Origin of the sequence: Streptomyces aureoversilis (assembly GCF_042657885.1) — a bacterium.
GTDB lineage: Bacteria > Actinomycetota > Actinomycetes > Streptomycetales > Streptomycetaceae > Streptomyces > Streptomyces aureoversilis.
In genome coordinates this window covers 274,977-296,521 of sequence record NZ_JBHSKJ010000006.1, presented here as the reverse complement: position 1 = coordinate 296,521, position 21,545 = coordinate 274,977, and the positions used below count along the sequence as shown (strand labels likewise).

The window sequence follows — 21,545 nt, the reverse complement described above, 5'->3', positions numbered from 1 at the left end:
CGTACCCGGGCCGGAGTCCGGCAGGCGACTACGCCGGGCCGCCCCGCGCGAGCTCCCTCGCGGCCTCCGTGAGGTCCTTGGCCGTGTCGATGGCCCGCCAGTACGCCCCGTGCGGCAGCGGGTAGCCCGCGAGCCGCCGCTCGCGCGCCAGCCGGGGGAACGTGGTGCGCTCGTGGTCGCCGTGCTCCGGCAGCATGTCCGTGAAGGCGGCGGAGAAGACGTAGACGCCCGCGTTGATCAGGTACGGGGAGGGCGGGGACTCGATGAAGTCCAGCACGTGCCCGAACTCGTCGGTCTCGACGGCCCCCCAGGGGATCCGGGGCCGGGCCAGGGCCAGGGTGGCCGCCGCGTCACGCTCGTGGTGGAAGGCGGCCATCTCGCGCAGCGAGAAGCGGGTCCAGATGTCGCCGTTGGTGGCGTACCAGGGCCGGTCGGGGTGCGGCAGCGACGCCGCCGCGAACTTCAGGCCGCCGCCCCGGCCGAGCGGCTCCTTCTCGACGACCGTCGTCACCCGCAGCGGCAGGTCGGCCGACACGAGCCACTCCTGCAGGACCTCCGCCAGATGGCCGCACGAGACCACGGCGTCGGTGACGCCCTCGGCGGCCAGCCAGGCCAGTTGATGGCCGATGATCGGGGTCCCGGTGCCGGGAATCTCGACCATCGGCTTGGGTCGGTCGTCGGTGTACGGGCGCAGCCGCGACCCCTGGCCGCCGGCCAGGATCACGGCTTGGGTGGGGTACGGATACGCGTTCGTGCCGGTCATGCACCGCACGATATGCGGTGCCGTCCGCGGACGGACCGGCGGTGGCGGCGCCGTGCCCCCTTACGGCGGTCAGCGGCTCTGGACGCCGGAGGCGTACGACGTGTCGCAGACCGGACGGGCGAAGCGCTGGGCCTGCCGGGGGCCGTACTTCGCGACCGCCGCGCGCCCGAGGCTCCGCGCGATCTCGACGCAGTGCCGGGCGAGCGAGGGGCGGCCGTTGGTGGCCTCCTGGAGGTGGCTGAGGGCGACCCCCGGGTTCTTCTCCTGCAGCTCGGTCAGGAGCTTGTCGTGCAGCACCTCGTGCGGGGCGCGGATCCGGGCTTGGGTGGAGGCGTTGTCGGAGGACGCGGTGAGCACCTGCGAATCGGCAGGCGCGGCCCACGGGACACGGGTCACCGCGAGCGTCCCGGAGAGGACGAGGACGACGGGGAGTACGAAGGCAAGGGTTCTGCCGATGTGGCGGGCGGCCTGGTTCATGCCGCAGATGGTAGCGAGGGGTAATGACGCCGCGACATCTAGTCACCCGGTCGAGGGATGCGTCAGGTGGTGCGGATGGTCGCCGGGTTGACGCACGGAGCTCGAAAAGGGCGATCTGGCAGGGAAAACGGCAACTGATGTGACTTCGGGGCGAAAAACACCCGCCCCCGGGCCATTTGGGCGGCACGGGGGCGGGGGTTTGCGGGGTTCGTGCGGCGCGGACCGCGGCCGGGCCGCGTGATCGGCCTCCGCCCGGTCCCCCGGGCGCTCAGTCGCTCAGTCGCTCGCCCGAGGAGGTCGAGAAGACGTGCAGCTCACCCGGGCGCGGGACGACGTGCAGGATCGAACCCTTCTCGGGCACGCGGCGGCCGTTGACGCGGACGACGAGGTCCTTCTGCTCGCCGCCGACCTCGGCCGTGCCGTACACGTATCCGTCGGCGCCGAGCTCCTCCACCACGTTGACGGTGACCGCCAGGCCGGCCGGGGCGTCCTTCGACTCCTTGCCGAGCGACTTCGCCGCCTCGCCGTTCTGTTCGACCACGTCGAAGTGCTCCGGGCGGACACCCACGGTGACGGTCCGGTCACCCTTGCCGGTGCCTGCGAGGGCCTCGCGCGACACCGGGACGACGCTGTTGCCGAACTTCACGCCGCCGTCGGTGACCGGCACCTCGACCAGGTTCATCGCCGGCGAGCCGATGAAGCCCGCGACGAAGAGGTTGGCCGGCCGGTCGTACATGTTCCGCGGCGAGTCGATCTGCTGCAGCAGGCCGTCCTTGAGCACCGCGACGCGGTCGCCCATGGTCATGGCCTCGACCTGGTCGTGGGTGACGTAGACCGTGGTGATGCCGAGGCGGCGCTGCAGCCCGGCGATCTGCGTACGCGTCTGCACGCGCAGCTTCGCGTCCAGGTTCGACAGCGGCTCGTCCATGAGGAACACCTGGGGCTCGCGCACGATCGCCCGCCCCATCGCCACGCGCTGCCGCTGACCGCCGGAGAGCGCCTTGGGCTTGCGCCCCAGGTACTCGGTGAGGTCCAGGATCTTCGCCGCGTCCTCCACCTTCTGGCGGATCTCCGACTTGGGCACGCCCGCGATCTTCAGTGCGAAGCCCATGTTGTCGGCGACGGTCATGTGGGGGTAGAGCGCGTAGTTCTGGAACACCATGGCGATGTCCCGGTCCTTCGGCGGCAGATGGGTGACGTCCCGGTCACCGATCCGGATCGCCCCTCCGTTGACGTCCTCGAGCCCCGCGAGCATCCGCAGCGAGGTCGACTTCCCGCACCCGGACGGGCCGACCAGGACGAGGAACTCACCGTCCTCGATGGAGATGTCGAGCTGATCGACGGCGGGCTTGTCGGCCCCCGGGTAGATCCGGGTCGCCTTGTCGTACGTGACCGTGGCCATGGTGATGCAGTCCCTTCACCGGCAGGAACGTGCCGGACGATCCGAGTAGAGGGAGTGGTCCAGTCCATTTGGACCGGGTTGCAGGTGACGGTACCCGGGAGGCGGTCGGTTGTCAGCAGCCGATGGCTGTGAGAATTCGTGGCCTGGGCACGGGTGGAGTTTGGTTAGACTGCAACGCACAGGCCGACTTAGCTCAGCTGGTAGAGCACCGCTCTTGTAAAGCGAAGGTCGTCGGTTCGAACCCGACAGTCGGCTCGGAAACGAAACCGCAGGTCCCCTTCCGGGACCTGCGGTTTCGTGCTGTCAGGGGCGGGTGCGGGCCGGGCGCCTCAGCGCCGGATCTCCTCGCCCGCGTCCAGCTGCCGTTCCTGGTTCGCGTACGGGAGGGCTCCCGTCGCCGGGTCCGGGCGCGGGGCGTCCTGGTGGCCGGGCCACCAGGCCTTGTGGCCCAGGAGGGACGTGACGGTCGGGACGAGGAGCATGGCCATCACGAAGGCCGTCAGCAGGATGCCGAAGGCGACCGCGAAGCCCATCTGCTGGAGCATGGAGTTGTCGGCCAGCAGGAGGACGCCGAAGGTGCCGGCGAGGATTATCGCGGCGGAGGCGATGGTGGGCGCCGAGCGGGCGACGGCGGTGTGGATCGCCTCGCGGGCGGGGACGCCGCGCCGGACCTCCTCGCGCAGCCGGGCGACCATGAGGATGTTGTAGTCGGTGCCGATGGCGACGACGAAGAGGTAGACGATGACCGGCAGCATGAACAGCAGGCCGTTCTTGTGCTGGAGGTCCTGGAAGAGCCAGACGGTGGAGCCGAGGGTGGCGCCGAAGCCCAGGGCGACGGAGATCATCAGGTAGAGCGGGGCGACGATGCTGCGGAGCAGCAGGCCCAGGATGATCATGATCGCGAGGCCGGCGATGGGGAAGACCAGCTTGTAGTCGTGGCCGACGGCCTTCTCCACGTCGGCGAGGACGGCGGAGGTGCCGCCGACGTAGGCCTTGCTGCCCTCGGGCGCGGCCTTGTGGGCGGTGGTGCGCAGGGTGCCGCCGGCGAGGTCGATGGCCTTGTCCTCGGTGGGGCGGTACTTGAGGACGACGCTGTACTGGGCGACGGTGCCGTCGGGGTTGACGACGGGGTCGGAGACGCCGCCGACGCCCTCGATGCCGGCGAGCTCCTTCTTGTACGTGCCGAGGTCGCCCTTGTCGAGCGTGCCGCTGCGGGACTCGACGTAGACCATGGCGGGGTCGGACTGGCCGGCGGAGAACCCGCGCTGCAGGTCCTTCATCGCCTGGACGGATTCGAGCTTCTGCGGCAGCTGGCTGTCGGTGTCGAATTCGGCCTTGAAGCTGACGGCGCCGACGGCGAGGACGGCCAGGACCGCGGCGGAGAGCACGGCGATGGCGGCGGGGCGGCGGGCGACGAGCGCGCCGAGGCCGTCGGAGAGGCGGCTGCGGGAGCGCTTCTTCCAGGCCTTGGAGGGCCAGAAGGCCTTGGTGCCGAGGAGCGAGAAGACGGCCGGCACGAGGGTGAGCGCGGCGATGAGGGTCACGCCGACGGCGATGGCGAGCGAGGGGCCCATCGCCCGCATCATGCCCATGGTGGACAGGAGGAGGGCGAGGAAGGCGACGATGACGGCGCCGGCGGCGGAGGCGATGGTTTCGCCGACGCGGGCGACGGCGTTGGTGAGGGCCTCCTTGGGCTGCTGCCCGTCGCGCAGCTCTTCGCGGTAGCGGAAGAGGAGGAAGAGGATGTAGTCGGTGCCGACGCCGAAGAGGACGACGATGAGGATGGCGGAGATGGAGTTGTCCGCCTTGAGCCCGCCGAGTTCGGCGGCGGTGCCGATGAGGCCGAGGGCGACGGCGAAGACGAGGGCGATGATGAGGACGGGCATCAGCGCTATCAGCGGGCTGCGGAAGATGACCAGCAGCAGGATGATGATCAGGAGGAGCGTGGCCGACATGATCATCGCGTCGGTGTCGCCGGAGGACTCCTGGGCGTCCAGGGCGGTGGCCGCCTGGCCGGTGAAGCCCGCCTTCAAGTGGGTGCCGTCCAGCAGGCCCTTGGCGTCCTGACGGAGGTCCTTGACGGCATTGGGCAGGGTCTGGTCCTGCGCGTTCTTGTTGACGGCGATGACGTTGGCCAGGGCGATCTCACCGTTGGGCGAGACGGCCTGGGGGTTCGTCTCGATGCGGGCGATGCCCTTGCGGTGCTTGTCGTGCAGCCCGCCGGTCACCTTGGCGACGTCGGCGCGGTCGGCCGCGGTGAGCTTCCCGCCGTCGGAGCGCTGGAAGACGACTATGGCGGAGGGCTGTTCGGTTTTGGGGAAGGCCTTTTCCTGGAGCTTGCCCGCCTGTACGGATTCGTAATGTGAAGGAAGGAATTCCGTTTCATCGGTCGTGGACTTCAGCCCGGGGGCCAGCAGGCTGAGGGCCACCGCGGCGATGATCCAGCCGGCGATGGTGAGCCAAGGTCGGTGGACGGCGAACCGCCCGACTCGTCGGAACATGGTGCTCCTAGCTAGGCGAGCATGAACTGCAGCAGGAGGCTGCAGGTGTGAACTACAGGCATGAACACGCTAGACATCCCTGAATTTCCCCACAACGGAATCGGGGGGAAATCGGCCCTGGGTCGGGGTAACTCTCATCCGGCCGGATGAGGGGGCATCACCCGTGAGGTAGAGAATCGCGTCGCCGACCGCCTTCGTCCGGATTACTCTGCCCCCATGAGCGATGCTGCCGCCTCCGCCCCCACCCCGCCCGGCGGACCGAAGGGCGGGCCCGCCTACGCCGCCCGCCTGGAGCGCGCCGCCGTGGCGGCCGCAGACTCCGGTCTGGCCGGTCTGATCGTCACACCGGGCCCGGACTTGGACTGGCTGACGGGCTACCGCCCGCCCGTGACCGAGCGGTTGACCGCGCTGCTGATCGCGCAGGGCACCCGGCCGCGGCTGCTGGTGCCCGCCCTGGAGCGCCCGGACGCCGAACGTGCCCCGGCCGCCCGGTCCTTGTCCGTCACCGGCTGGAGCGACGGCCAGGATCCGTACGCGGCGCTGGCCCCGCTGCTCGACCCCAAGGGCCGCTACGGCGTCTCCGACAACGCGTGGGCGCTGCACGTGCTCGCGCTGCAACGCACCTGCCCGGGCGTGTCGTACGGGGCGTTCACCGAGGTCATGCCGATGCTGCGGGCGGTGAAGGACGCCTACGAGGTGGAGCGGCTGGCGGCCGCGGGCGCGGCGGCGGACGCGGCGTACGAGCAGGTCGTGGGGCTGCGGTTCGCGGGGCGGCGCGAGTGCGAGGTGGCGGCGGACCTGGCGCGTCTGCTGCGCGAACACGGCCACAGCCAGGTCGATTTCACGATTGTCGGCTCGGGTCCGAACGGTGCGAATCCGCACCACGACGCGGGCGACCGGGTCATCGAGGACGGCGACATGGTCGTCATGGACTTCGGCGGCCTGAAGGACGGTTACGGCTCGGACACCACGCGCACGGTGCACGTGGGCGAGCCGACGGCCGAGGAGCGCAAGGTGCACGACGTGGTGCGCGAGGCGCAGCAGGCGGCGTTCGAGGCGGTGCGCCCCGGTGTGGCGTGCCAGGAGATCGACCGGGTGGCGCGGCAGGTCATCCGTGGCGCGGGCTATGGGGAATACTTCATTCACCGTACGGGCCACGGGATCGGGGTGACGACGCACGAGCCGCCGTACCTGGTGGAGGGCGAGCACCTGCCGCTGGTGCCGGGGATGTGTTTCTCGATCGAGCCGGGGATTTACCTTCCGGGGCGTTTCGGGGTGCGCATCGAGGACATTGTGGTGTGCACGGACTCGGGCGGGCGGAGGCTGAACAATACGTCGCACGGGATGCGGGTGGTGGCCTGAAAGGGCCTTACACGTATCGCGGTTGCGTCAGGCTCGAGTCGGGCTTACGCCAGGATTGAACCGGACTCGAGTCGGACTCGAGCCGGGTTTACGCCGGGCCTGCGTCAGGCTTGAGCCGGATTGAGACGGCTTACCCGGGGCCGTCCCCTGGTTCGGGTGCGCGCATGCGGTGCCGTTCCTCGGCTTCGGCGGCCGCCCGGGTTTCCGCGGGGGCGGCGCCGGTGGTGACGGCGGCCGCTTCGGCGCCGCCGAGCGGGCTCGCGTGTTTCGGCGCGCGGGCGGTGACCAGGAACCAGCCGGTGACGCCGGCGAGGAGCATGATGCCCGCGCCCCAGGCGATGGCGATCTGGAAGCCGTGGACGATGCCGGTCTTCACGACGCCGGCCCGGACGGCGGGCGTGACGACCCCGCCGGCGGCCGCCGTCTTCAGGTGCGTGGTGATGTAGCCGGTACTGGCGGACGTGGCGATGGTGTTGAGGAGCGCGGTGCCGATGGAGCCGCCCACCTGCTGAGCGGTGTTGACCGTCGCGGAGGTGACGCCGGCGTCCTGCGGGGCGACGCCGGCGGTGGCGGTGGCCATGACGGGCATGAAGACCAGGCCCATGCCGAGGCCGACGAGGAGCTCGGCGGGCAGGACGTGGCTGACGAACGCGGGTTCGACGGGCAGGAAGGTCAGCAGGAACAGCCCGCCGGCGGCGAGGAACGTGCCGGGCACCATCAGGGTGCGCGGGGGCACGCGGGTCATGAGGCGGGCGGAGATCTGGGTGGAGCCGACGACGATGGCCGCGGTCATCGGGAGGAAGGCCAGGCCGGTCCTCACGGGGGAGTAGCCGAGGACGACCTGCAGGTAGTAGGTCATGAACAGGAACATGCCGAACATGGCGATGACGGCCAGGCCCATCACCAGGAAGGCCCCGGCGCGGTTGCGGTCACGGACGATGTGCAGGGGGAGCAGGGGGTGCCGGGCGCGGCCCTGCCACCACGTGAAGGCGCCCAGGAGCGCCACGCCCCCGCACAGCAGGCCGAGGACGAGCGGGTCGTCCCAGCCGCGCGGCTGGGCCTCGCTGCAGCCGTAGACGACGGCGACGAGGCCGCCGCAGCCCAGGACGACCCCGGGGATGTCCAGGCGGGGGCGCTCCCCGCGGCGGCGCCGGTCGTCGTGGAGGAAGGCCAGGGCGCCGAGCAGGGCGATCAGGGCGATGGGCACATTCACGTAGAGGCACCAGCGCCAGTCGAGGTACTCGGTGAGCAGGCCGCCGGCGATGAGCCCGATCGCGGCGCCGCCGCCGGCGATGGCGCCGTAGATGCCGAAGGCCTTCGCGCGTTCCTTGCCGTCGGTGAAGGTGGTGGTGAGCAGGGAGAGCGCGGAGGGGGCCAGGAGCGCGCCGAAGGCGCCTTGGAGGGCGCGGGCGACGAACAGCAGGCCGGAGGTGTGGGCGGCGCCGCCGAGGGCGGACGCGGCGGCGAAGCCGACGAGGCCGGTCATGAAGGTCAGCTTGCGGCCGACGAGGTCGGCGACGCGGCCGCCGAGCAGGAGGAGGCCGCCGAAGGCCAGGGTGTAGGCGGTGATCACCCATTGCCGGTTGCCGTCGGACATGTGGAGGTCGCGCTGCGCGGAGGGCAGGGCGATGTTCACGATGGTGGCGTCGAGGACGACCATCAGCTGCGCGACGGCGATGACGACCAGGCCCCACCAGCGGCGGGGGTCGGGGGCGGGTGCGGATCCGGGTGCGGGTGCGGCGGTGGCGGGGGTTCCGGGGGGTATGGGGCCCTTGTTCGTGGAACTCATGGGACCTGCTCTCGCGGCCGTGGCGTGCGCGGTGCGCGTGGTGCGCGCGGGTGCACGTAGTGCGCGTGGCGCGCAGAATCCGCAATCCAGCGTAGGCCTGCCGGGTGACGGGCGCCTGTCGGGACGGGGCCCGGGGCGCTGCCCGGGACCGGCCCGCGCGGCGGTGGCGGCGGTGCCGCGGCCCCGTGTCCGCCGAGGCGGCCCGGCACCGCCGGCCGGGCCGGGTGGGGTGCTCGCCGTTGCGGCGGTCCTGTGGGGCGGCTCCCGCCCCCGCAACCCCGCCACCCCCGTCGTTCCTATGGCACGAGGACGACCTTCCCCACCGTTCGTCGCGTCTCCAGGGCCTCGTGTGCGGCGGCGGCCTCGGCGAGGGGGAAGCGGGTGACCAGGGGGGTGACGCGGCCCGAGGCGGCGTCGGCCAGGGCGGTGGCCTCCAGGCGGCGCAGGCCCTCGGGGCCGCCGATGCGCTCCATCATCGCCGGGCCGAGGACGTTGCGGGAGGTGAGGGAGCGGGCGGCGAGCTCCTCCTCGCTCGGGGTGAAGGAAGGGCCGCCGCTGGTGATGCCGTCCGCGGACCAGCCGAAGACGAAGTGGCTGCCGCCGGGCCCGAGCAGGCCGACGGAGGCGCGGGCGGCCTCGCCGCCGACCCCGTCGAAGACGACGGAGGCCGAGCGCCCGCCCAGGGCCTCGCGGGCGGCGTCGGGCCAGGCGGGGTCGTTGTAGTCGAGGGCGACGTCGGCGCCCAGGGCCCGGACGCGCTCGGTCTTGGCGGGGCCGCCGGCGAGGCCGACGACGGTGGCGCCCGCGTTCTTGGCGTACTGCACGAGCAGGGCGCCGATGCCGCCGGCCGCGCCCGGCACCACGACGACGTCCTTGCCGGTCAGCACGGTGAAGCCGAGGATGGCCAGGGTGGTGCGGCCGGTGCCGATCATGGCGATGGCCTCCGCCTCGCCGAGCCCGTCGGGCAGCTCGTGCACCTTGTCGGCGGTGACGACGGCGAGCTCGGCGTAACCGCCGGGGACCATGCCCAGGTGGGCGACGACGCGGCGGCCGAGCCAGTGCCCGTCGACGCCTTCGCCGACGGCGTCGACCGTTCCGGCGACCTCGCGCCCGGGGATGGGCGGCAGGTCGGGGGCGGGGTGAAGGGGGCTGGTGAGACCGGAGCGCAGGGCGGTGTCGAGGAGGTGCACGCCGGCGGCGGCGACGGCTATCCGCAGCTGTCCGGGGGCGGGGACGGGGTCCTCGGTGCGCTCGTAGGTGAGGTTCTCGGCGGGGCCGAATTCGTGCAGTCGTACGGCGTGCATGGCGGTCTCCCAGCGGTGTCGCGTGTTGCGCGTCTCGTGCGGTGATGCCTTTGAGCTTTCAACCTCAGTCATGGTTGAGGTCAAGGCGTGGCGCGGCCGCCGTCAGGGGCGTTGTCAGTGGCGTGTGTCACGGTGGTCGGCATGACGACGGACGGCAGGAAGAGGGCCGGTACGAAGCGGGCCGGTACGAAGCGGGCCGGTACGGAACGCCCCGGGGTGGGGGTGAGGGTCCCGGAGGTGCGGCTGCCCGAGCTGCGGCCGTACGACGGCGCGGAGCTGGAGCCCGAGGGGGACTACGACGGCCTCGCGTTCACGGATGCCGACTTCGCGGGGCAGTCGGGGACAGGCGCCCGCTTCCTGGACTGCGGCCTGTACGCCTGCGCGCTGGACGGGACGGAGCTGGTCGCCGCCCGCTTCACGGACTGCGTGCTGGACGGCGTCCGCGGCGTGGGCACCGACCTGTCGAAGGCGGGCCTGCGGGACGTGGAGGTCCGGGACGCCCGGCTCGGCGGGACCCAGCTGCACGGCGCGGTGCTGGAGCGGGTCGTCGTCCGCGGCGGCAAGATCGACTATCTGAATCTGCGCGGGGCGGAGCTGAAGGACGTCACTTTCGAAGGCGTCGTCCTCTCCGAGGCCGACTTCGGCGGAGCCCGGCTGGAGCGCGTCGCCTTCCGCGGCTGCGTGCTGCGCCGCGCCGACTTCACGGCGGCCCGGATGACGGACGTGGATCTGCGGGCGGCGGCGGAGATCGACATCGCCCGCGGCATCGAGCGCCTGGCGGGAGCGGTGATCAGCCCGTCCCAACTCCTGGATCTTGCTCCGGCTTTCGCGGCGCAGATAGGTGTACGGGTGGAGGCCGCGGAGGACTGAAGGCCGAGGGCTGCGGACTGCGGACCGGAGGCGGCGGGCTGCGGACTGCGGTCGCGCGGGCCGGCTACACGCGCGGGAAGCGGCTCTGCAGGTCCCAGATCACCGGGTTGTCGGCGAGGCCCTCGTGCATGTCGGACAGGTCCGCGATCAGGTCGTGCAGGAAGTCGCGGGCCTCGCGGCGCAGGGCGCGGTGGTCGAAGGTGAGCGCGGGCTCGTCGGCCGGCATCCAGTCGGCGGAGACCTCGACCCAGCCGAAGCGCCGCTCGAAGAGCATGCAGTCGGTGGATTCGGTGAAGTCCAGCTCGGCGAACTGGGTGGTCGCCGAGCGCCTGCCCCGCGGGTCGCGGTCGATCTGCTCCATGATGTCGCACAGCGCCCACGCGAAGTCGAGCACCGGCACCCATCCCCAGGCTGTGGACAGCTCGCGGTCCTTCTTCACGTCCGCGATGTAGACGTCCCCGCAGAACAGGTCGTGCCGGAGGGTCCGCACGTCCGCCGTGCGGTAGTCCGTCTGCGGAGGGTCGGGGAAGCGGCGCGAGAGCGAGTAGCCGAGGTCGATCACGCTTCGATGGTGTCACGGCGGAGGGCCGGACGCGTAAACGTGTGCGAGCCGGAGGCGCCCCGCGTCGGCGGCGGGGCGCTCCCGGCTCACTTCGTCGTTGCGGGTTACTTCACGTTGATCGCGGTCCAGGCGGCGGCGACCGCCTTGTACTCCGCGCTCGAGGAGCCGTAGAGGTCCGCGGTGGCCTTCAGGGTGCCGGTGCGGGCCGCCTTGTAGTTGGTGGTGGAGGTGAAGTACGTGGTCAGGGCCTTGTACCAGATCTTGGTGGCCTTGTCCCGGCCGATGCCCGCGACCTTGGAGTTGTTGTAGGTCGGGCTGTTGTACGTCACACCGTTGATCGTCTTCGAGCCGCTGCCCTCGGACAGCAGGTAGAAGAAGTGGTTGGCCGGGCCCGAGGAGTAGTGGACGTCCAGGCGGCCGAGCGAGGAGGACCAGTAGTCCTTGGACGCGCCGTCCTTGCTGGGCTTGTCCATGTAGCGCAGCGGGGAGCCGTCGCCGCGGATGTTGATGGCCTCGCCGATGAGGTAGTCGCCCTTGTCGGTGCTGTTGTTGGCGTAGAACTCGGCGGCGGTGCCGAAGATGTCCGAGGTGGCCTCGTTGAGGCCGCCGGACTCGCCGCTGTAGACCAGGCCGGCCGTGGCGGAGGTGACGCCGTGGCTCATCTCGTGCGCGGCCACGTCGAGCGAGGTCAGCGGGTTCTTGTTGCCCTCACCGTCGCCGTAGGTCATGCAGAAGCACTCGTCGTCCCAGAAGGCGTTGACGTAGTTGTCGCCGTAGTGGACGCGCGAGTACGCGGCGACGCCGTCGTTCTTGATGCCGCTGCGGCCGAGCACGTTCTTGTAGAAGTCCCAGGTCACGGCCGCGCCGTAGTGCGCGTCGACGCCCGCCTTCTGGTCCCCGGCGCCCCAGCTGTCGGTGGAGTTGGTGAACAGGTCGCCGGTGCCGTCGGTGCCCTGGGCCAGGTTGTAGGTCTTGTGGCCGCCGCGCTGGCCGTCGACGAGCTGGTAGCCCGAGCCGCCCTTGGTGGTGGTCAGCGGGACGGTGCCGCTGTAGGTGCTGGTGCCCGAGCCGGTCTCGATGGCCTCGCGCTGGAAGAGCTTCTTGCCGGTGTTGGCGTCGGTGATCACGTGCAGCTTGCTGGGCGTGCCGTCCTTCTGGACGCCGGTGACCACGGTCTCGTAGGCCAGGACGGGCTTGCCGGAGGCCGCCCAGACGACCTTGCGCGGCGCCCGCTCGGCACCGGCCTTGTCGGTCTTCTTCTCCTCCGCGGCGGCGCTGAGGGCGCTCTTCTTCGCGGCGGCCGGGGCCTGGGCGGGGGTGGTGCTGGGCACGGATATCTCGGCGTCGGTCGCCTTGTCGACGCTGCGCGAGCCGCTCTTCGCCTCGTGCACGACGAGGTCGCCGCCGAGCACCGGCAGACCGTCGAACGTGCGCTCGTAGCGGGTGTGGACCGTGCCGTTCGCGTCCTTGATCACGTCACGGACGACGAGCTTCTCCTTGCCGCCGAGGCCGAGCTTCGAGGCGGTGGAGGGGGCCGCGGACTGCGCGTCCTTGATCGCGGCGACCCGCTGCCCTGCGGACACGGCGAGGGGCGAAGCCTCGCTCGCCTTGTCGGCGGTGGCGCTCGCGGAGCCGGTCTGCACGGCCACGACGACCATGGCGGCGGAGGCGACGAGCGCGGCGGCGCGCAGGGAGTTCTTGCGGGAGGTGGAGGTGACGCTTCTCAACTCTGTCTCCTATGTGCGGGCCGTGAAGTCACGTCCCTTTGAGGGGGGTTCAGGCAGCACGGGTTACGGCTGCCCGGTGGTGCAGGAGTGGTGCATGAGTGGATTGAGGAGAGAGTGCCATCCCCTGAGCGACATTGACAGGGGCGCAACAAGGATTTGATCTGCCGTTCTCCGAAACGCGGTTGTTCTGTTCCGCTATGCGGTGAACTGCACAGGGCTGGTCCGGACTTGAAACCGGTCGCATCTCAGTGCGAGGACAGTGATTGCATGCGATCGGATGAGATTGCATGCAATCCGCCGGGGGCTGAGGCGGTGGTACCGCTTCCGCTACGAGGCCGGCGCGGCCAGGCTAGGGCCGGCGGCATCAAGTCGGTGTGAAGTCACGGCAAAAGGCGCTGTTCTTTTGCCACGGCGACGGCGCCGGACCGGGTGTCCACGCCCAACTTGTCGTAGATCCGCCCCAGATGGGTCTTCACGGTCGCCTCGCTGATGAACAGGGCGCGTGCGATCTCCCGGTTGCCCAGCCCGCGGGCGAGCTGCCCCAGGATGTCCCGCTCGCGGTCGGTCAGCGCCGGCCGCACCGAGCCGCGCATCCGCGCCATGACGCGGCCCGCGACGGGCGGCGACAGCGCCGTACGGCCTTCGGCGGCCGCCCTGATGGCCGAGAACAGCTCCTCCGGACGCTCGGCCTTCAGCAGGTACCCCGTCGCTCCGGCGTCGATGGCCCGCGTGATGTCGGCGTCCGTGTCGTAGGTGGTGAGGACGAGGACGTACGGGCCGCCGCCGGTGCCGCCGCTGGTGCCGGCGCCGATGCCGGTGCCGGCGGAGGCGCTGCCTCCGGCATCGGCCACGATGCGCCGCGTGGCCTCGATCCCGTCCATGCCCGGACCCAGCTGAAGGTCCATCAGGACGACGTCGGGCCGTAGCCGGGCCGCCAGCACGACCGCCTCCTCGCCGCCGCCCGCCTCGCCGACGACCTCGATGCCGGGCGCGCTGGACAGCAGCGCCAGCAGCCCGGCCCGTACGACGGCATGGTCGTCGCAGAGCAGGATGCGGATGGGCCGGGTGGGGCTACCGGGGTGAACGGGGCCGGGGCGGTCGGTCACTGGGGCTCCAGGGGAATGCAGGCGGAGACGACGGTGCCCTCGCCGGGCGCCGACTCGATGGTCAGGGAGCCGCCGAGCTGCCGCACCCGGGCCCGCATCGCGGGCAGCCCGTGGCCGCGCCCGCCGGCCGGGCCGGTCGGCGCGCCGGGCGCGTCCGGCGCGAACCCCCGGCCGTCGTCCGCGACGTCGAGAACGACCTGGTCGCCGAGGTAGCTCAGGGTGAGCGCGGCCGTGGCGGCGCCGGCGTGCTCGCGGACGTTCGCCAGGGCGCCCTGGGCGATGCGCAGCAGCGCGGCCCGCACGCCGTCCGGCAGCGGGACCGGCACGCCGTCGACGTGGAAGAGCACCGGGACCCCGGTCCCCTCCGCCGTGCCGGAGGCCGCCAGCGCCCGCAGCGCGTCCTCCAGCCGCGCGCCGCCGTCGAACTGCGGCGGCGCCAGGTCGTCGACGAACCGCCGGGTCTCGGCCAGGCCGCGGGCCGCGACGTCCGCGGCGGTCCGCACGTGCCGGCGCGCCGCCTCCGGGTCCGACTCCCAGGTGCGGTCCGCGGCCTGCAGCAGCATCCGCTGGCTGGACAGGCCCTGGGCCAGGGTGTCGTGGATCTCCATCGACAGCCGCTGCCGCTCGGCGAGGGCGCCCTCGCGCCGCTCGGTGGCCGCCAGTTCGCGGCGCGTGCGGACCAGGTCCTCGATCAGGGCGCGCTGCCGGTCCGTCTGCCGCTGCGTGTGGACGAAGACGGCCGTGGCGACGGCGGCCACGGCGGGCGGGGCGAGCACGAGGGTGGGGTCGAAGCCGTGGGAGAGGCGGAGCTGCGCCACGACGACCAGGCCGGTGAGGAAGGTGACCAGGAGGAGCGCGGCGCGCGTGGGGAGCGTGCGCAGGCCCGTATAGAGCAGGGGGACGGAACACCACGCGAAGCTCGGCGCGAGGACGACGAGCACGACCCAGGTCGCGACGACGGCGGCCAGCCAGAGGAGCTGCCGCGGCGGGCGTGCCGCGGGAGCCTGGCTCAGGGCGTGGGGCAGGGCATGGGGCAGGACGTAGAGCAGGGAGAGCAGCACGCTGAGGGCGACGATCCACGGCGTGCGGGGCTCGCCGGGGTGCCGGATCAGGAAGCGCGCGAAGGAGGCGGAGAGGAGCAGGAAGAAGGCGGCGTGCATGACGAGGGCGAGGCGGCGGGCGCCGGGTTCGTCATCGTCAGTAAAGGTCACCCCCTGTTCCTAACCGGTGCGGAGGGCCGCCGCATCAGCCGATCGGTTGACCCGGCGGGCAGCCGGGACGCCGATGCCCGCGGCGCGGACGGCCCGAAGGATGGAGAGCGCAAGGAAACCACTGCCAAGGCACTGGCAGACCACTGGCGTTTTGAGGAGCCGAAAATGAAGTCTGCGCTCGGGAAGCTCTCCGTCCGGAGCCGTGTGCTCGTGGGTGCGGCCGGCGCCGCCGTCGTCGCCGCCGGTACGTTCGGGGCGGTCACGGCAACGGCCTCGCCCGCGGCGGAGCGCCAGGCTCCGGTGTCCGTGGCCGGCAACGGCGTGACCGAGTCGTCGCACCTGTCGGTGGACGCCGCCACGCGCGCCGCCCAGGCCGCGCTGGCCGCCGCGAAGAAGGAGGGCCAGAAGGTGTCCGTCGCGGTCGTCGACCGCAACGGCAACACGCTGGTGACGCTGCGCGGCGACGGCGCGGGCCCGCAGTCCTACGAGTCGGCCGTACGGAAGGGCTTCACGGCCGTCTCCTGGAACGCCCCCACCTCGGAGCTCGTCAAGCGCCTGCAGAGCGCCCCGAACCTCAAGGACATCCCCGGCACCCTGTTCCTGCCGGGCGGCACGCCGGTCCAGGTCAAGGGCGCGCCGGTCGCCGGCATCGGCGTCGCGGGAGCGCCGAGCGGCGACCTCGACGAGAAGTTCGCGAAGGCGGGCGCGGCGGCGCTGGGCTAGCCTGCGGAGCCACGGGCCCGCGAGGGTGCGGCCGAACGGGGGAGGGGCGCGTGGGGCGCATGCGGATCGTCACGATGGCGGAGCCGGAACTCCCGCCGGAGCTGCGCACGCAGATCGAGGCCCTGCAGGACCAGGCCTGGCCCGGCGGCGGCCCCCACGACCCGGCCCTGCGCCCCGTGGCCGTGCTGCTCCTCGCCCCGGACGGCGGCGTACGGGCCGCGCTGGACATCCTGTCCAAGGAGATCATCCACGGCGGCCGGAGCTACCGGGCCTCGGGCCTGAGCGCGGTCGTCACGGACACGGCACACCGCGGCAAGGGATACGGGCGGCGGCTGGTGGCCGCCGCCCGTGAGCTCATCGCCGACGGCGGCGCCGTGGACGTGGGACTGTTCACGTGCGACCGCCCGCTGCAGGGGTTCTACGAGAGCGCCGGCTGGACCGCCCTGCCCGGCACCGTCCTGATCGGCGGCACGCCGCAGGACCCGTTCCCCAGCGACCGGCCGGGCTTCGACAAGGTCACCATGGCCGCGTTCTTCACGGCACGGGCGCAGCGTGCCGCGGCCGCCTTCGAGAGGAGCCGCATCGGGCTCTACCCGGGGGAGACCGACCGGCTGTGGTGACCGGATCGGCGATCCGGATCAGGATCGGGGAGCTGGATCAGGGAGTCGGCGGGCGCTCGTCCCCCGGCCGCCGCTCCTGGGTCCCCAGCTGCTCGTTGAGCTTCTGCTGGGCGGTGTCGACCTGGCTCTGGTACTTGTTCTGGGTCTTGGCGTCGAACGCGTCGCCCGCCTTCTCGACACCCTGCCGAGCGGTGTCCTCATGGCCCTTGAGCAGACCCTTGAGCTTGTCGAGCATGGACATGGCCGTCCTCCTCACGGAACGCTGACGCAACCAGCATCTCCGCAATCCACCGGGCCCGCATCCTCGCTGGGCCCCGCGGCGGGCGGCGCGCAGGGGCCACCGGACGGCGTACGGGTCCGCGGTCCGCCGGACCGGGTGGAGGGGCCGTGCGCCGCCCGGCGGCGGGGCCGGCCCGGGCTCGGCCGGGGATCAGGCGGGGCTCGGCCGGGGTGCGGCCGGGACTCAGGTGGGACTCGGTCGGGGCACGGCCGGGATCAGCCGGTGCTCGTATATCCGCAGCTCCAGCACTTGTACACGCCGTTGCCCATCTGCTGCATCATGTTCTGGCAGTTGGGGCAGGCCAGCGCCAGGTGCTTCAAGGGGCCGCGGCCCCCAGCCCCTTGGGGCACGCGGGGCAGACCCCTCGCACGATCGCCGGCGACGTGGCGTCGCCGGGGTTCTCCGCCACGACGATCACCCGCAGCGGGCGCCCGCACTCCGGGCACAGCTCGGGCTCGCGGTCCCGGTCGCCGATCACTGCGGCGAGAATGCGTTCGAGTGAGTCGCCGTCGTCCATGGTGCGTTCGTCCTGTCTCCACGGGTGCCCCTCCTTGGGTAACTACGTACCCGCCCCGGTGAACCCCAACTCCGCTGCTCAGCCACTGGTTACGGAGCGTGCGCAACCGGTCGGCTGTGTGGTATGGCGGGCCGCTTCCTCTTGGTTCTACCCAGGCTGAGGGGGCTGCCAGCCGCGCACCGGGCACAGGCCGGGGCACGGGCTCGGGCCCGGGCGGGGGCACAGGCGAGGGCCGCCCCGTGTCCCGGGGCGGCCCCTCACTGCGGCCTTCGTCAGACGTTGACGCCGAAGTCCTGCGCGATGCCCTGCAGGCCCGAGGCGTAGCCCTGGCCGACCGCGCGGAACTTCCAGTCCGAGCCGTTGCGGTAGAGCTCGCCGAAGACCATGGCGGTCTCGGTGGCGGCGTCCTCGCTCAGGTCGTAGCGGGCGAGCTCGGCGCCGCCGGCCTGGTTGATGATGCGGATGTAGGCGTTGCGGACCTGGCCGAAGTTCTGGCTGCGGGCCACCGCGTCGTAGATGGAGACCGGGAAGACGATCTTCTCGACGTCGGCCGGGAGGGCGGCCAGGTTGACGTTGATCTGCTCGTCGTCGCCCTCGCCGGCGCCCGTGACGTTGTCGCCGGTGTGGACGATCGACTGGTCCGGGGTGGACTTGTTGTTGAAGAAGACGAAGTGGGCGTCGGAGTAGACCTTGCCCGTGGGGTTCACGGCGATCGCGCTCGCGTCGAGGTCGAAGTCCGTGCCGGTGGTGGTGCGGACGTCCCAGCCGAGGCCGACCGTGACGGCCGTCAGGCCCGGGGCCTCCTTGGTGAGGGAGACGTTGCCGCCCTTGGACAGGCTTACAGCCATGGGAATTGTCCCTTTCTGGTCAAGTCTGCGTCGGTTCTCCAGCGCACCGCGGGCCCGCGGGTCACCTTCACCCTTGTTAACGCCCTCGGGGGACCCCAGGGTTCCACACGCTTTTACTTTCTTTGCCAATCCCTGATGCCGACGCGCGTCGAGGGCGGCGCAAAACGAGGTGACGCCCGCCCGCGCCACGCGGGATCATGGGGGGCATGTCCGGCCCCTACGTCATCCGCGGCTCGGTCTCCCTGCCGGAGGCCGAGCTCCAGTGGCGTTTCTCCCGTTCCTCCGGCCCCGGCGGCCAGCACGTCAATACGAGCGACAGCCAGGTCGAGCTGCGGTTCGACCTCGCCCGCACGGAGGCGCTGCCCGAGGTCTGGAAGGAACGCGCGCTGGCCAAGCTCGCCGGCCGCCTCGTCGGCGGCGTCGTGGTCGTGCGCGCCTCGGAGCACCGCTCTCAGTGGCGCAACCGCGAGACCGCCGCCGTCCGGCTCGCCTCGCTGCTCGCCGAGGCGAGCGCCCCGCCGCCCCGCCCCCGGCGCGCCACGAAGATCCCGCGCGGCATCAACGAGCGGCGGCTGCGGCAGAAGAAGCAGCGCGCTGAGACCAAGCGCGGGCGCACCGGTAAGGACTGGACCTGAGAGCTGGGCTTGAGGACTGGAGAGCGCTGGATCCGAGGGCTGGGCCTGAGGGGGCGCGCCCCCGTCCCGCCCCCGCCTCACCCCAGCTGCCGGTACTTCCCCTTGAAGTACATCAGCGGGCCGCCCTCCGTCGTCGGCGCCGTCGCCGTGAGCACCCTGCCGATCACCAGCGTGTGGTCCCCGGCCGTCACCCGCTGCTCCGTCCGGCACTCCAGCGTCGACAGCGCGCCCCCTACGAGCGGCGCGCCGGTCGCCGTCCCGGACGCGTAAGGGATGTCCTCGAAGAGCAGCCGGTCGCTGATCCGTCCCTTCATCGCGAAGCGTCCGGCGATGTGCCGCTGGCTCTCGGAGAGGACGGACACCGCCCACAGCGGCTGCCGCTCCAGGAGGTCGTCCATACGGGAATCGTTGCGAACGCTCACCATGACGAGAGGTGGCTCGAGCGAGACGGACAGGAAGGCGGTCGCCGTCATTCCGACGTCCTCGCCGCGCGGACCGTGCTCCGGGTCGTGTGCGGTCACCAGCACCACGCCGGCGGCGAGGCGGGCGAGGGCGGCACGGAACTCATCGGCGCTCACCCCTTCAGAATGGGCTATGGCGGTCTCGTAGGGCGGGGTCGTCTGCAACACGCTGTGCACGCTAGTCCGCCCGTAGCGCCCTCGCATCGGGCTGCAGGACCAGGCGGGTCCTAGGTCGGAAGGGTGCCGGAACGGTTCCGAAAGTTGTCCGCATCGGTTCGGGAAGGCGTCCGGATGAGTGTTCACGCCGTTCCGGATTTGCGTTCAGGAAGCATAAGAGCTTCTAACCCCGCCAGTAGCGGGACCTCATCACGCATTGTGACATGAGTCACAGAGGGCTGTAATTGTTGACCCTGTGTACCGAGTGGTCAGCTCGCTGTGATTCAGTGGCCGTGGTAAACGGACGACAAGAAGCCTGGAGTTGCTGTCGAGGTCTCGGGGGAGAGCGAAGATGGAGACCGAGTCGGAGCCGTATGTCCGCCTGGCCACCTTGCGCGGGCTGCATCAGGTGGTGGCCGATCTGAACACGGCGCGAAGCCTCGCGGACACCTTGCAGACCGTCGCGGACGGCATCGTCACCGGGCTGGGGTACGAGCTCTCAGCCGTCAATCTCGTACGGCCCGACGGTGACCTCGTCGTCGCGGCCGTCGCCGGCAGCGCCGGCGCCGAAGCGCTGCTGGCCGGGCGGGTCGGCTCGCGCGTCTCCTGGGAGCGGCGCCTGGCCATGGCCGACCAGTGGGGCTCGCTGCGCTTCATCCCGTACACCGAGGGCTGGGTCCTCGACAACGACGACGTGCCCCAGTGGCACACGGCCGGCCCGGCGCCCCGCTTCCCGGACGAGTGGCACCCCATGGACCGCCTCTTCGCCCCCATGTACACCGCGGGCGCCGCAGGCGGGGAGCTCCTCGGCGTGATCTCCGTCGACAAGCCGCGCAACGGCCGCCGGCCCGGCGCCTGGGGCCGCGAGGCGCTGCAGATGTACGCCTTCCAGGCCGCCATCGCGATCAGCAACGCCCGCCTGCGGGCCAACATGCAGCGCGCCCTCGTGCGCCTGGAGCGGGAGCAGCAGGCCCTGCGCGCCAGTGAGGAAAGCTTCCGCCAGGCCTTCGAGTACGCGCCGAGCGGCATGGCCATCGCCGAGATGGGCGGCGACCAGCACGGCCGCCTGCACCGCACCAACGACGCCTTGTGCCGCCTCCTCGGCCGCTCGGCGTCCCAGATGCGCCGCTATTCGTTCTCCGACCTCGTCCACCCGGAGGACATCGGCACGCTCCTGCGCACCTCCGCCGAGGGCGGCCGCGCCGAGCTGCGGCTCGCGCGCCGCGACGGCACCTACGTGTGGGTCTCGCTGCGCAACTCCGTCGTGGCCGACGCCGCCGACGGGCCGCGCTTCCTGCTCACCCACGTCGAGGACATCGAGGAGCGCAAGCGGCACGAGCTGCAGCTCGCCCACCGCGCCAGCCACGACTCGCTGACCGGCCTGCCCAACAGCGCCGAGCTGCGGGCCCGGCTCAGCAGCCGGCTGTGCAACCGCACGCCCGGCAGCGAGCCGCACGCGGCCGCCGTGGCCGCGCCCTACGGCTGTCTCGACGGCTTCGCCGAGGTGGAGGGCGTGGACGGGGCGGCGGCGGCCGCGGGCGCGGGCGTGGGCGCGGCCGGGATGGCAGGCATGGCCGGGGGCGGCGCGTACGGGTCCGGGCAGGCCGGGCCGTACGCGCACGGCTTCGGCTCCGAGCTCGGCCCCGAGCACGCGCCGGACTGCGGGCCCGACTACGCCCCCGACGAGATCGGCTGCGGCGAGCACGACGGCGCCTACCCCGGGCATGTCCACGCCATAGCCCCGCCCGAGGACGGGGAGGACGACGGGACCAAGGGCCTGGCGGTGCTCTTCTGCGACCTCGACGGCTTCAAGGCGATCAACGACCGCTTCGGGCACCACACGGGCGACGCCGTCCTCATAGAGGTCGCCCGCAGGCTCAGCAACGGCGTGCGCGAAGGCGACACGGTCGCCCGCCTCGGCGGCGACGAATTCGTCGTCCTCGCGGACGGCCTCGCCCAGGCCGACGCGGAGGATCTCGCCGTACGGCTGCGCAGCGCCATCGTCCCGCCGATAAGGGTTGACGGCCGGGCGGTCCGGGTAGGCGCGAGTTTCGGCATCGGCTGGGCAGGCTGCGGCATGTCCGCCGACGAGGTGCTGCACTCCGCCGACCAGCGCATGTACGTCGAAAAACGGTCACGCGCCAAGGCAGGTCGGCGGGCGGGCTGAGGCCACGCACCGCGAGGTGTCGCCGCGTCGCGGTAGGCTGCGCCAACGCGGCACCGCCGCCTAC

At 71.9% G+C, this 21,545-nt stretch carries 20 protein-coding genes and 1 tRNA gene; 7 read left to right on the top strand and 14 right to left on the bottom strand.

What is annotated here, in order from left to right; all coding sequences use genetic code 11:
* Nucleotides 1–28: 28 nt before the first annotated feature.
* From ACFPP6_RS13360 to ACFPP6_RS13350, 3 genes are all read right to left on the bottom strand, one after another.
* A complete protein-coding gene (locus tag ACFPP6_RS13360; protein WP_382040760.1) occupies nucleotides 29–763 on the bottom strand; it encodes a nucleotidyltransferase family protein in 735 nt (244 codons plus the stop codon).
* A 69-nt stretch (nucleotides 764–832) separates the two neighbouring features.
* Nucleotides 833–1,240: a hypothetical protein gene (locus ACFPP6_RS13355; protein ID WP_190022318.1), complete on the bottom strand. Its 408-nt coding sequence runs from the start codon at nucleotides 1,238–1,240 to the stop codon at nucleotides 833–835.
* 268 nt (nucleotides 1,241–1,508) lie between these two features.
* Entirely contained in the window at nucleotides 1,509–2,642 is a 1,134-nt protein-coding gene (locus ACFPP6_RS13350) for an ABC transporter ATP-binding protein (RefSeq protein WP_382040757.1), read from the bottom strand.
* Between the two features lie 182 nt (nucleotides 2,643–2,824).
* Here ACFPP6_RS13350 and ACFPP6_RS13345 point away from each other — a divergent pair.
* A tRNA-Thr gene (locus tag ACFPP6_RS13345) sits at nucleotides 2,825–2,897 on the top strand.
* Nucleotides 2,898–2,971: 74 nt separating this feature from the next.
* Here the strand turns inward: ACFPP6_RS13345 and ACFPP6_RS13340 are convergent.
* Nucleotides 2,972–5,143, bottom strand: coding sequence for an MMPL family transporter (locus ACFPP6_RS13340; protein WP_382040755.1), 2,172 nt, complete (start codon nucleotides 5,141–5,143; stop codon nucleotides 2,972–2,974).
* Between the two features lie 216 nt (nucleotides 5,144–5,359).
* Here ACFPP6_RS13340 and ACFPP6_RS13335 point away from each other — a divergent pair, with 216 nt between their 5' ends.
* Nucleotides 5,360–6,505, top strand: coding sequence for an aminopeptidase P family protein (locus tag ACFPP6_RS13335; RefSeq protein ID WP_382040753.1), 1,146 nt, complete (start codon nucleotides 5,360–5,362; stop codon nucleotides 6,503–6,505).
* 130 nt (nucleotides 6,506–6,635) lie between these two features.
* Here ACFPP6_RS13335 and ACFPP6_RS13330 read toward each other — a convergent pair whose 3' ends face one another.
* Together ACFPP6_RS13330 and ACFPP6_RS13325 are read right to left on the bottom strand one after the other, a co-directional pair.
* The gene (locus ACFPP6_RS13330; protein WP_382040750.1) at nucleotides 6,636–8,294 is read right to left on the bottom strand and encodes an MFS transporter; all 1,659 of its coding nucleotides are present in this window, start codon (nucleotides 8,292–8,294) and stop codon (nucleotides 6,636–6,638) included.
* 296 nt (nucleotides 8,295–8,590) lie between these two features.
* A complete protein-coding gene (locus ACFPP6_RS13325) occupies nucleotides 8,591–9,598 on the bottom strand; it encodes a zinc-binding dehydrogenase (protein WP_382040747.1) in 1,008 nt (335 codons plus the stop codon).
* Between the two features lie 141 nt (nucleotides 9,599–9,739).
* Between ACFPP6_RS13325 and ACFPP6_RS13320 the strand changes: the two genes are divergently transcribed.
* Nucleotides 9,740–10,468, top strand: a complete 729-nt coding sequence (locus ACFPP6_RS13320; protein WP_382040744.1) for a pentapeptide repeat-containing protein — start codon at nucleotides 9,740–9,742, stop codon at nucleotides 10,466–10,468.
* A gap of 64 nt (nucleotides 10,469–10,532) precedes the next feature.
* Here the strand turns inward: ACFPP6_RS13320 and ACFPP6_RS13315 are convergent, their stop codons facing one another.
* From ACFPP6_RS13315 to ACFPP6_RS13300, 4 genes are all read right to left on the bottom strand, one after another.
* Nucleotides 10,533–11,030: a hypothetical protein gene (locus ACFPP6_RS13315; protein WP_382040741.1), complete on the bottom strand. Its 498-nt coding sequence runs from the start codon at nucleotides 11,028–11,030 to the stop codon at nucleotides 10,533–10,535.
* A 104-nt stretch (nucleotides 11,031–11,134) separates the two neighbouring features.
* Nucleotides 11,135–12,757 carry a M4 family metallopeptidase gene (locus tag ACFPP6_RS13310; RefSeq protein ID WP_382040739.1) on the bottom strand — a complete coding sequence of 541 codons (1,623 nt, stop codon included), beginning with the start codon at nucleotides 12,755–12,757 and terminating at the stop codon, nucleotides 11,135–11,137.
* Between the two features lie 380 nt (nucleotides 12,758–13,137).
* A complete protein-coding gene (locus ACFPP6_RS13305; protein WP_382040736.1) occupies nucleotides 13,138–13,863 on the bottom strand; it encodes a response regulator in 726 nt (241 codons plus the stop codon).
* A complete protein-coding gene (locus tag ACFPP6_RS13300; protein WP_382041027.1) occupies nucleotides 13,860–15,023 on the bottom strand; it encodes a sensor histidine kinase in 1,164 nt (387 codons plus the stop codon). The genes ACFPP6_RS13305 and ACFPP6_RS13300 overlap by 4 nt, the downstream gene beginning before the upstream one ends.
* Before the next feature lie 216 nt (nucleotides 15,024–15,239).
* On the opposite strand from ACFPP6_RS13300, the gene ACFPP6_RS13295 reads away from it, so the two are divergent.
* Together ACFPP6_RS13295 and ACFPP6_RS13290 are read left to right on the top strand one after the other, a co-directional pair.
* Complete coding sequence (locus tag ACFPP6_RS13295) at nucleotides 15,240–15,797, top strand: GlcG/HbpS family heme-binding protein (protein ID WP_382040734.1); 558 nt, start codon at nucleotides 15,240–15,242, stop codon at nucleotides 15,795–15,797.
* Nucleotides 15,798–15,856: 59 nt separating this feature from the next.
* Nucleotides 15,857–16,417 carry a GNAT family N-acetyltransferase gene (locus ACFPP6_RS13290; protein WP_382040731.1) on the top strand — a complete coding sequence of 187 codons (561 nt, stop codon included), beginning with the start codon at nucleotides 15,857–15,859 and terminating at the stop codon, nucleotides 16,415–16,417.
* A gap of 37 nt (nucleotides 16,418–16,454) precedes the next feature.
* Here ACFPP6_RS13290 and ACFPP6_RS13285 read toward each other — a convergent pair whose 3' ends face one another.
* The 3 genes from ACFPP6_RS13285 to ACFPP6_RS13275 all read right to left on the bottom strand — a co-directional run bounded on the left by ACFPP6_RS13285 (nucleotide 16,455) and on the right by ACFPP6_RS13275 (nucleotide 18,062).
* Nucleotides 16,455–16,658: an antitoxin gene (locus tag ACFPP6_RS13285; RefSeq protein ID WP_058045755.1), complete on the bottom strand. Its 204-nt coding sequence runs from the start codon at nucleotides 16,656–16,658 to the stop codon at nucleotides 16,455–16,457.
* 355 nt (nucleotides 16,659–17,013) lie between these two features.
* Entirely contained in the window at nucleotides 17,014–17,214 is a 201-nt protein-coding gene (locus ACFPP6_RS13280; RefSeq protein WP_168095827.1) for a hypothetical protein, read from the bottom strand.
* 272 nt (nucleotides 17,215–17,486) lie between these two features.
* Nucleotides 17,487–18,062: a TerD family protein gene (locus ACFPP6_RS13275; protein WP_058045757.1), complete on the bottom strand. Its 576-nt coding sequence runs from the start codon at nucleotides 18,060–18,062 to the stop codon at nucleotides 17,487–17,489.
* A 197-nt stretch (nucleotides 18,063–18,259) separates the two neighbouring features.
* On the opposite strand from ACFPP6_RS13275, the gene arfB reads away from it, so the two are divergent.
* Complete coding sequence (gene arfB, locus ACFPP6_RS13270; RefSeq protein WP_168091617.1) at nucleotides 18,260–18,697, top strand: alternative ribosome rescue aminoacyl-tRNA hydrolase ArfB; 438 nt, start codon at nucleotides 18,260–18,262, stop codon at nucleotides 18,695–18,697.
* Between the two features lie 77 nt (nucleotides 18,698–18,774).
* Here the strand turns inward: arfB and ACFPP6_RS13265 are convergent, their stop codons facing one another.
* Nucleotides 18,775–19,326, bottom strand: a complete 552-nt coding sequence (locus ACFPP6_RS13265; protein ID WP_382040726.1) for a flavin reductase family protein — start codon at nucleotides 19,324–19,326, stop codon at nucleotides 18,775–18,777.
* A 340-nt stretch (nucleotides 19,327–19,666) separates the two neighbouring features.
* Here ACFPP6_RS13265 and cdgB point away from each other — a divergent pair, with 340 nt between their 5' ends.
* Nucleotides 19,667–21,481 (top strand): diguanylate cyclase CdgB, encoded by a 1,815-nt coding sequence (gene cdgB, locus ACFPP6_RS13260; protein ID WP_382040723.1) that lies wholly within the window; start codon nucleotides 19,667–19,669, stop codon nucleotides 21,479–21,481.
* Nucleotides 21,482–21,545: the final 64 nt, after the last annotated feature.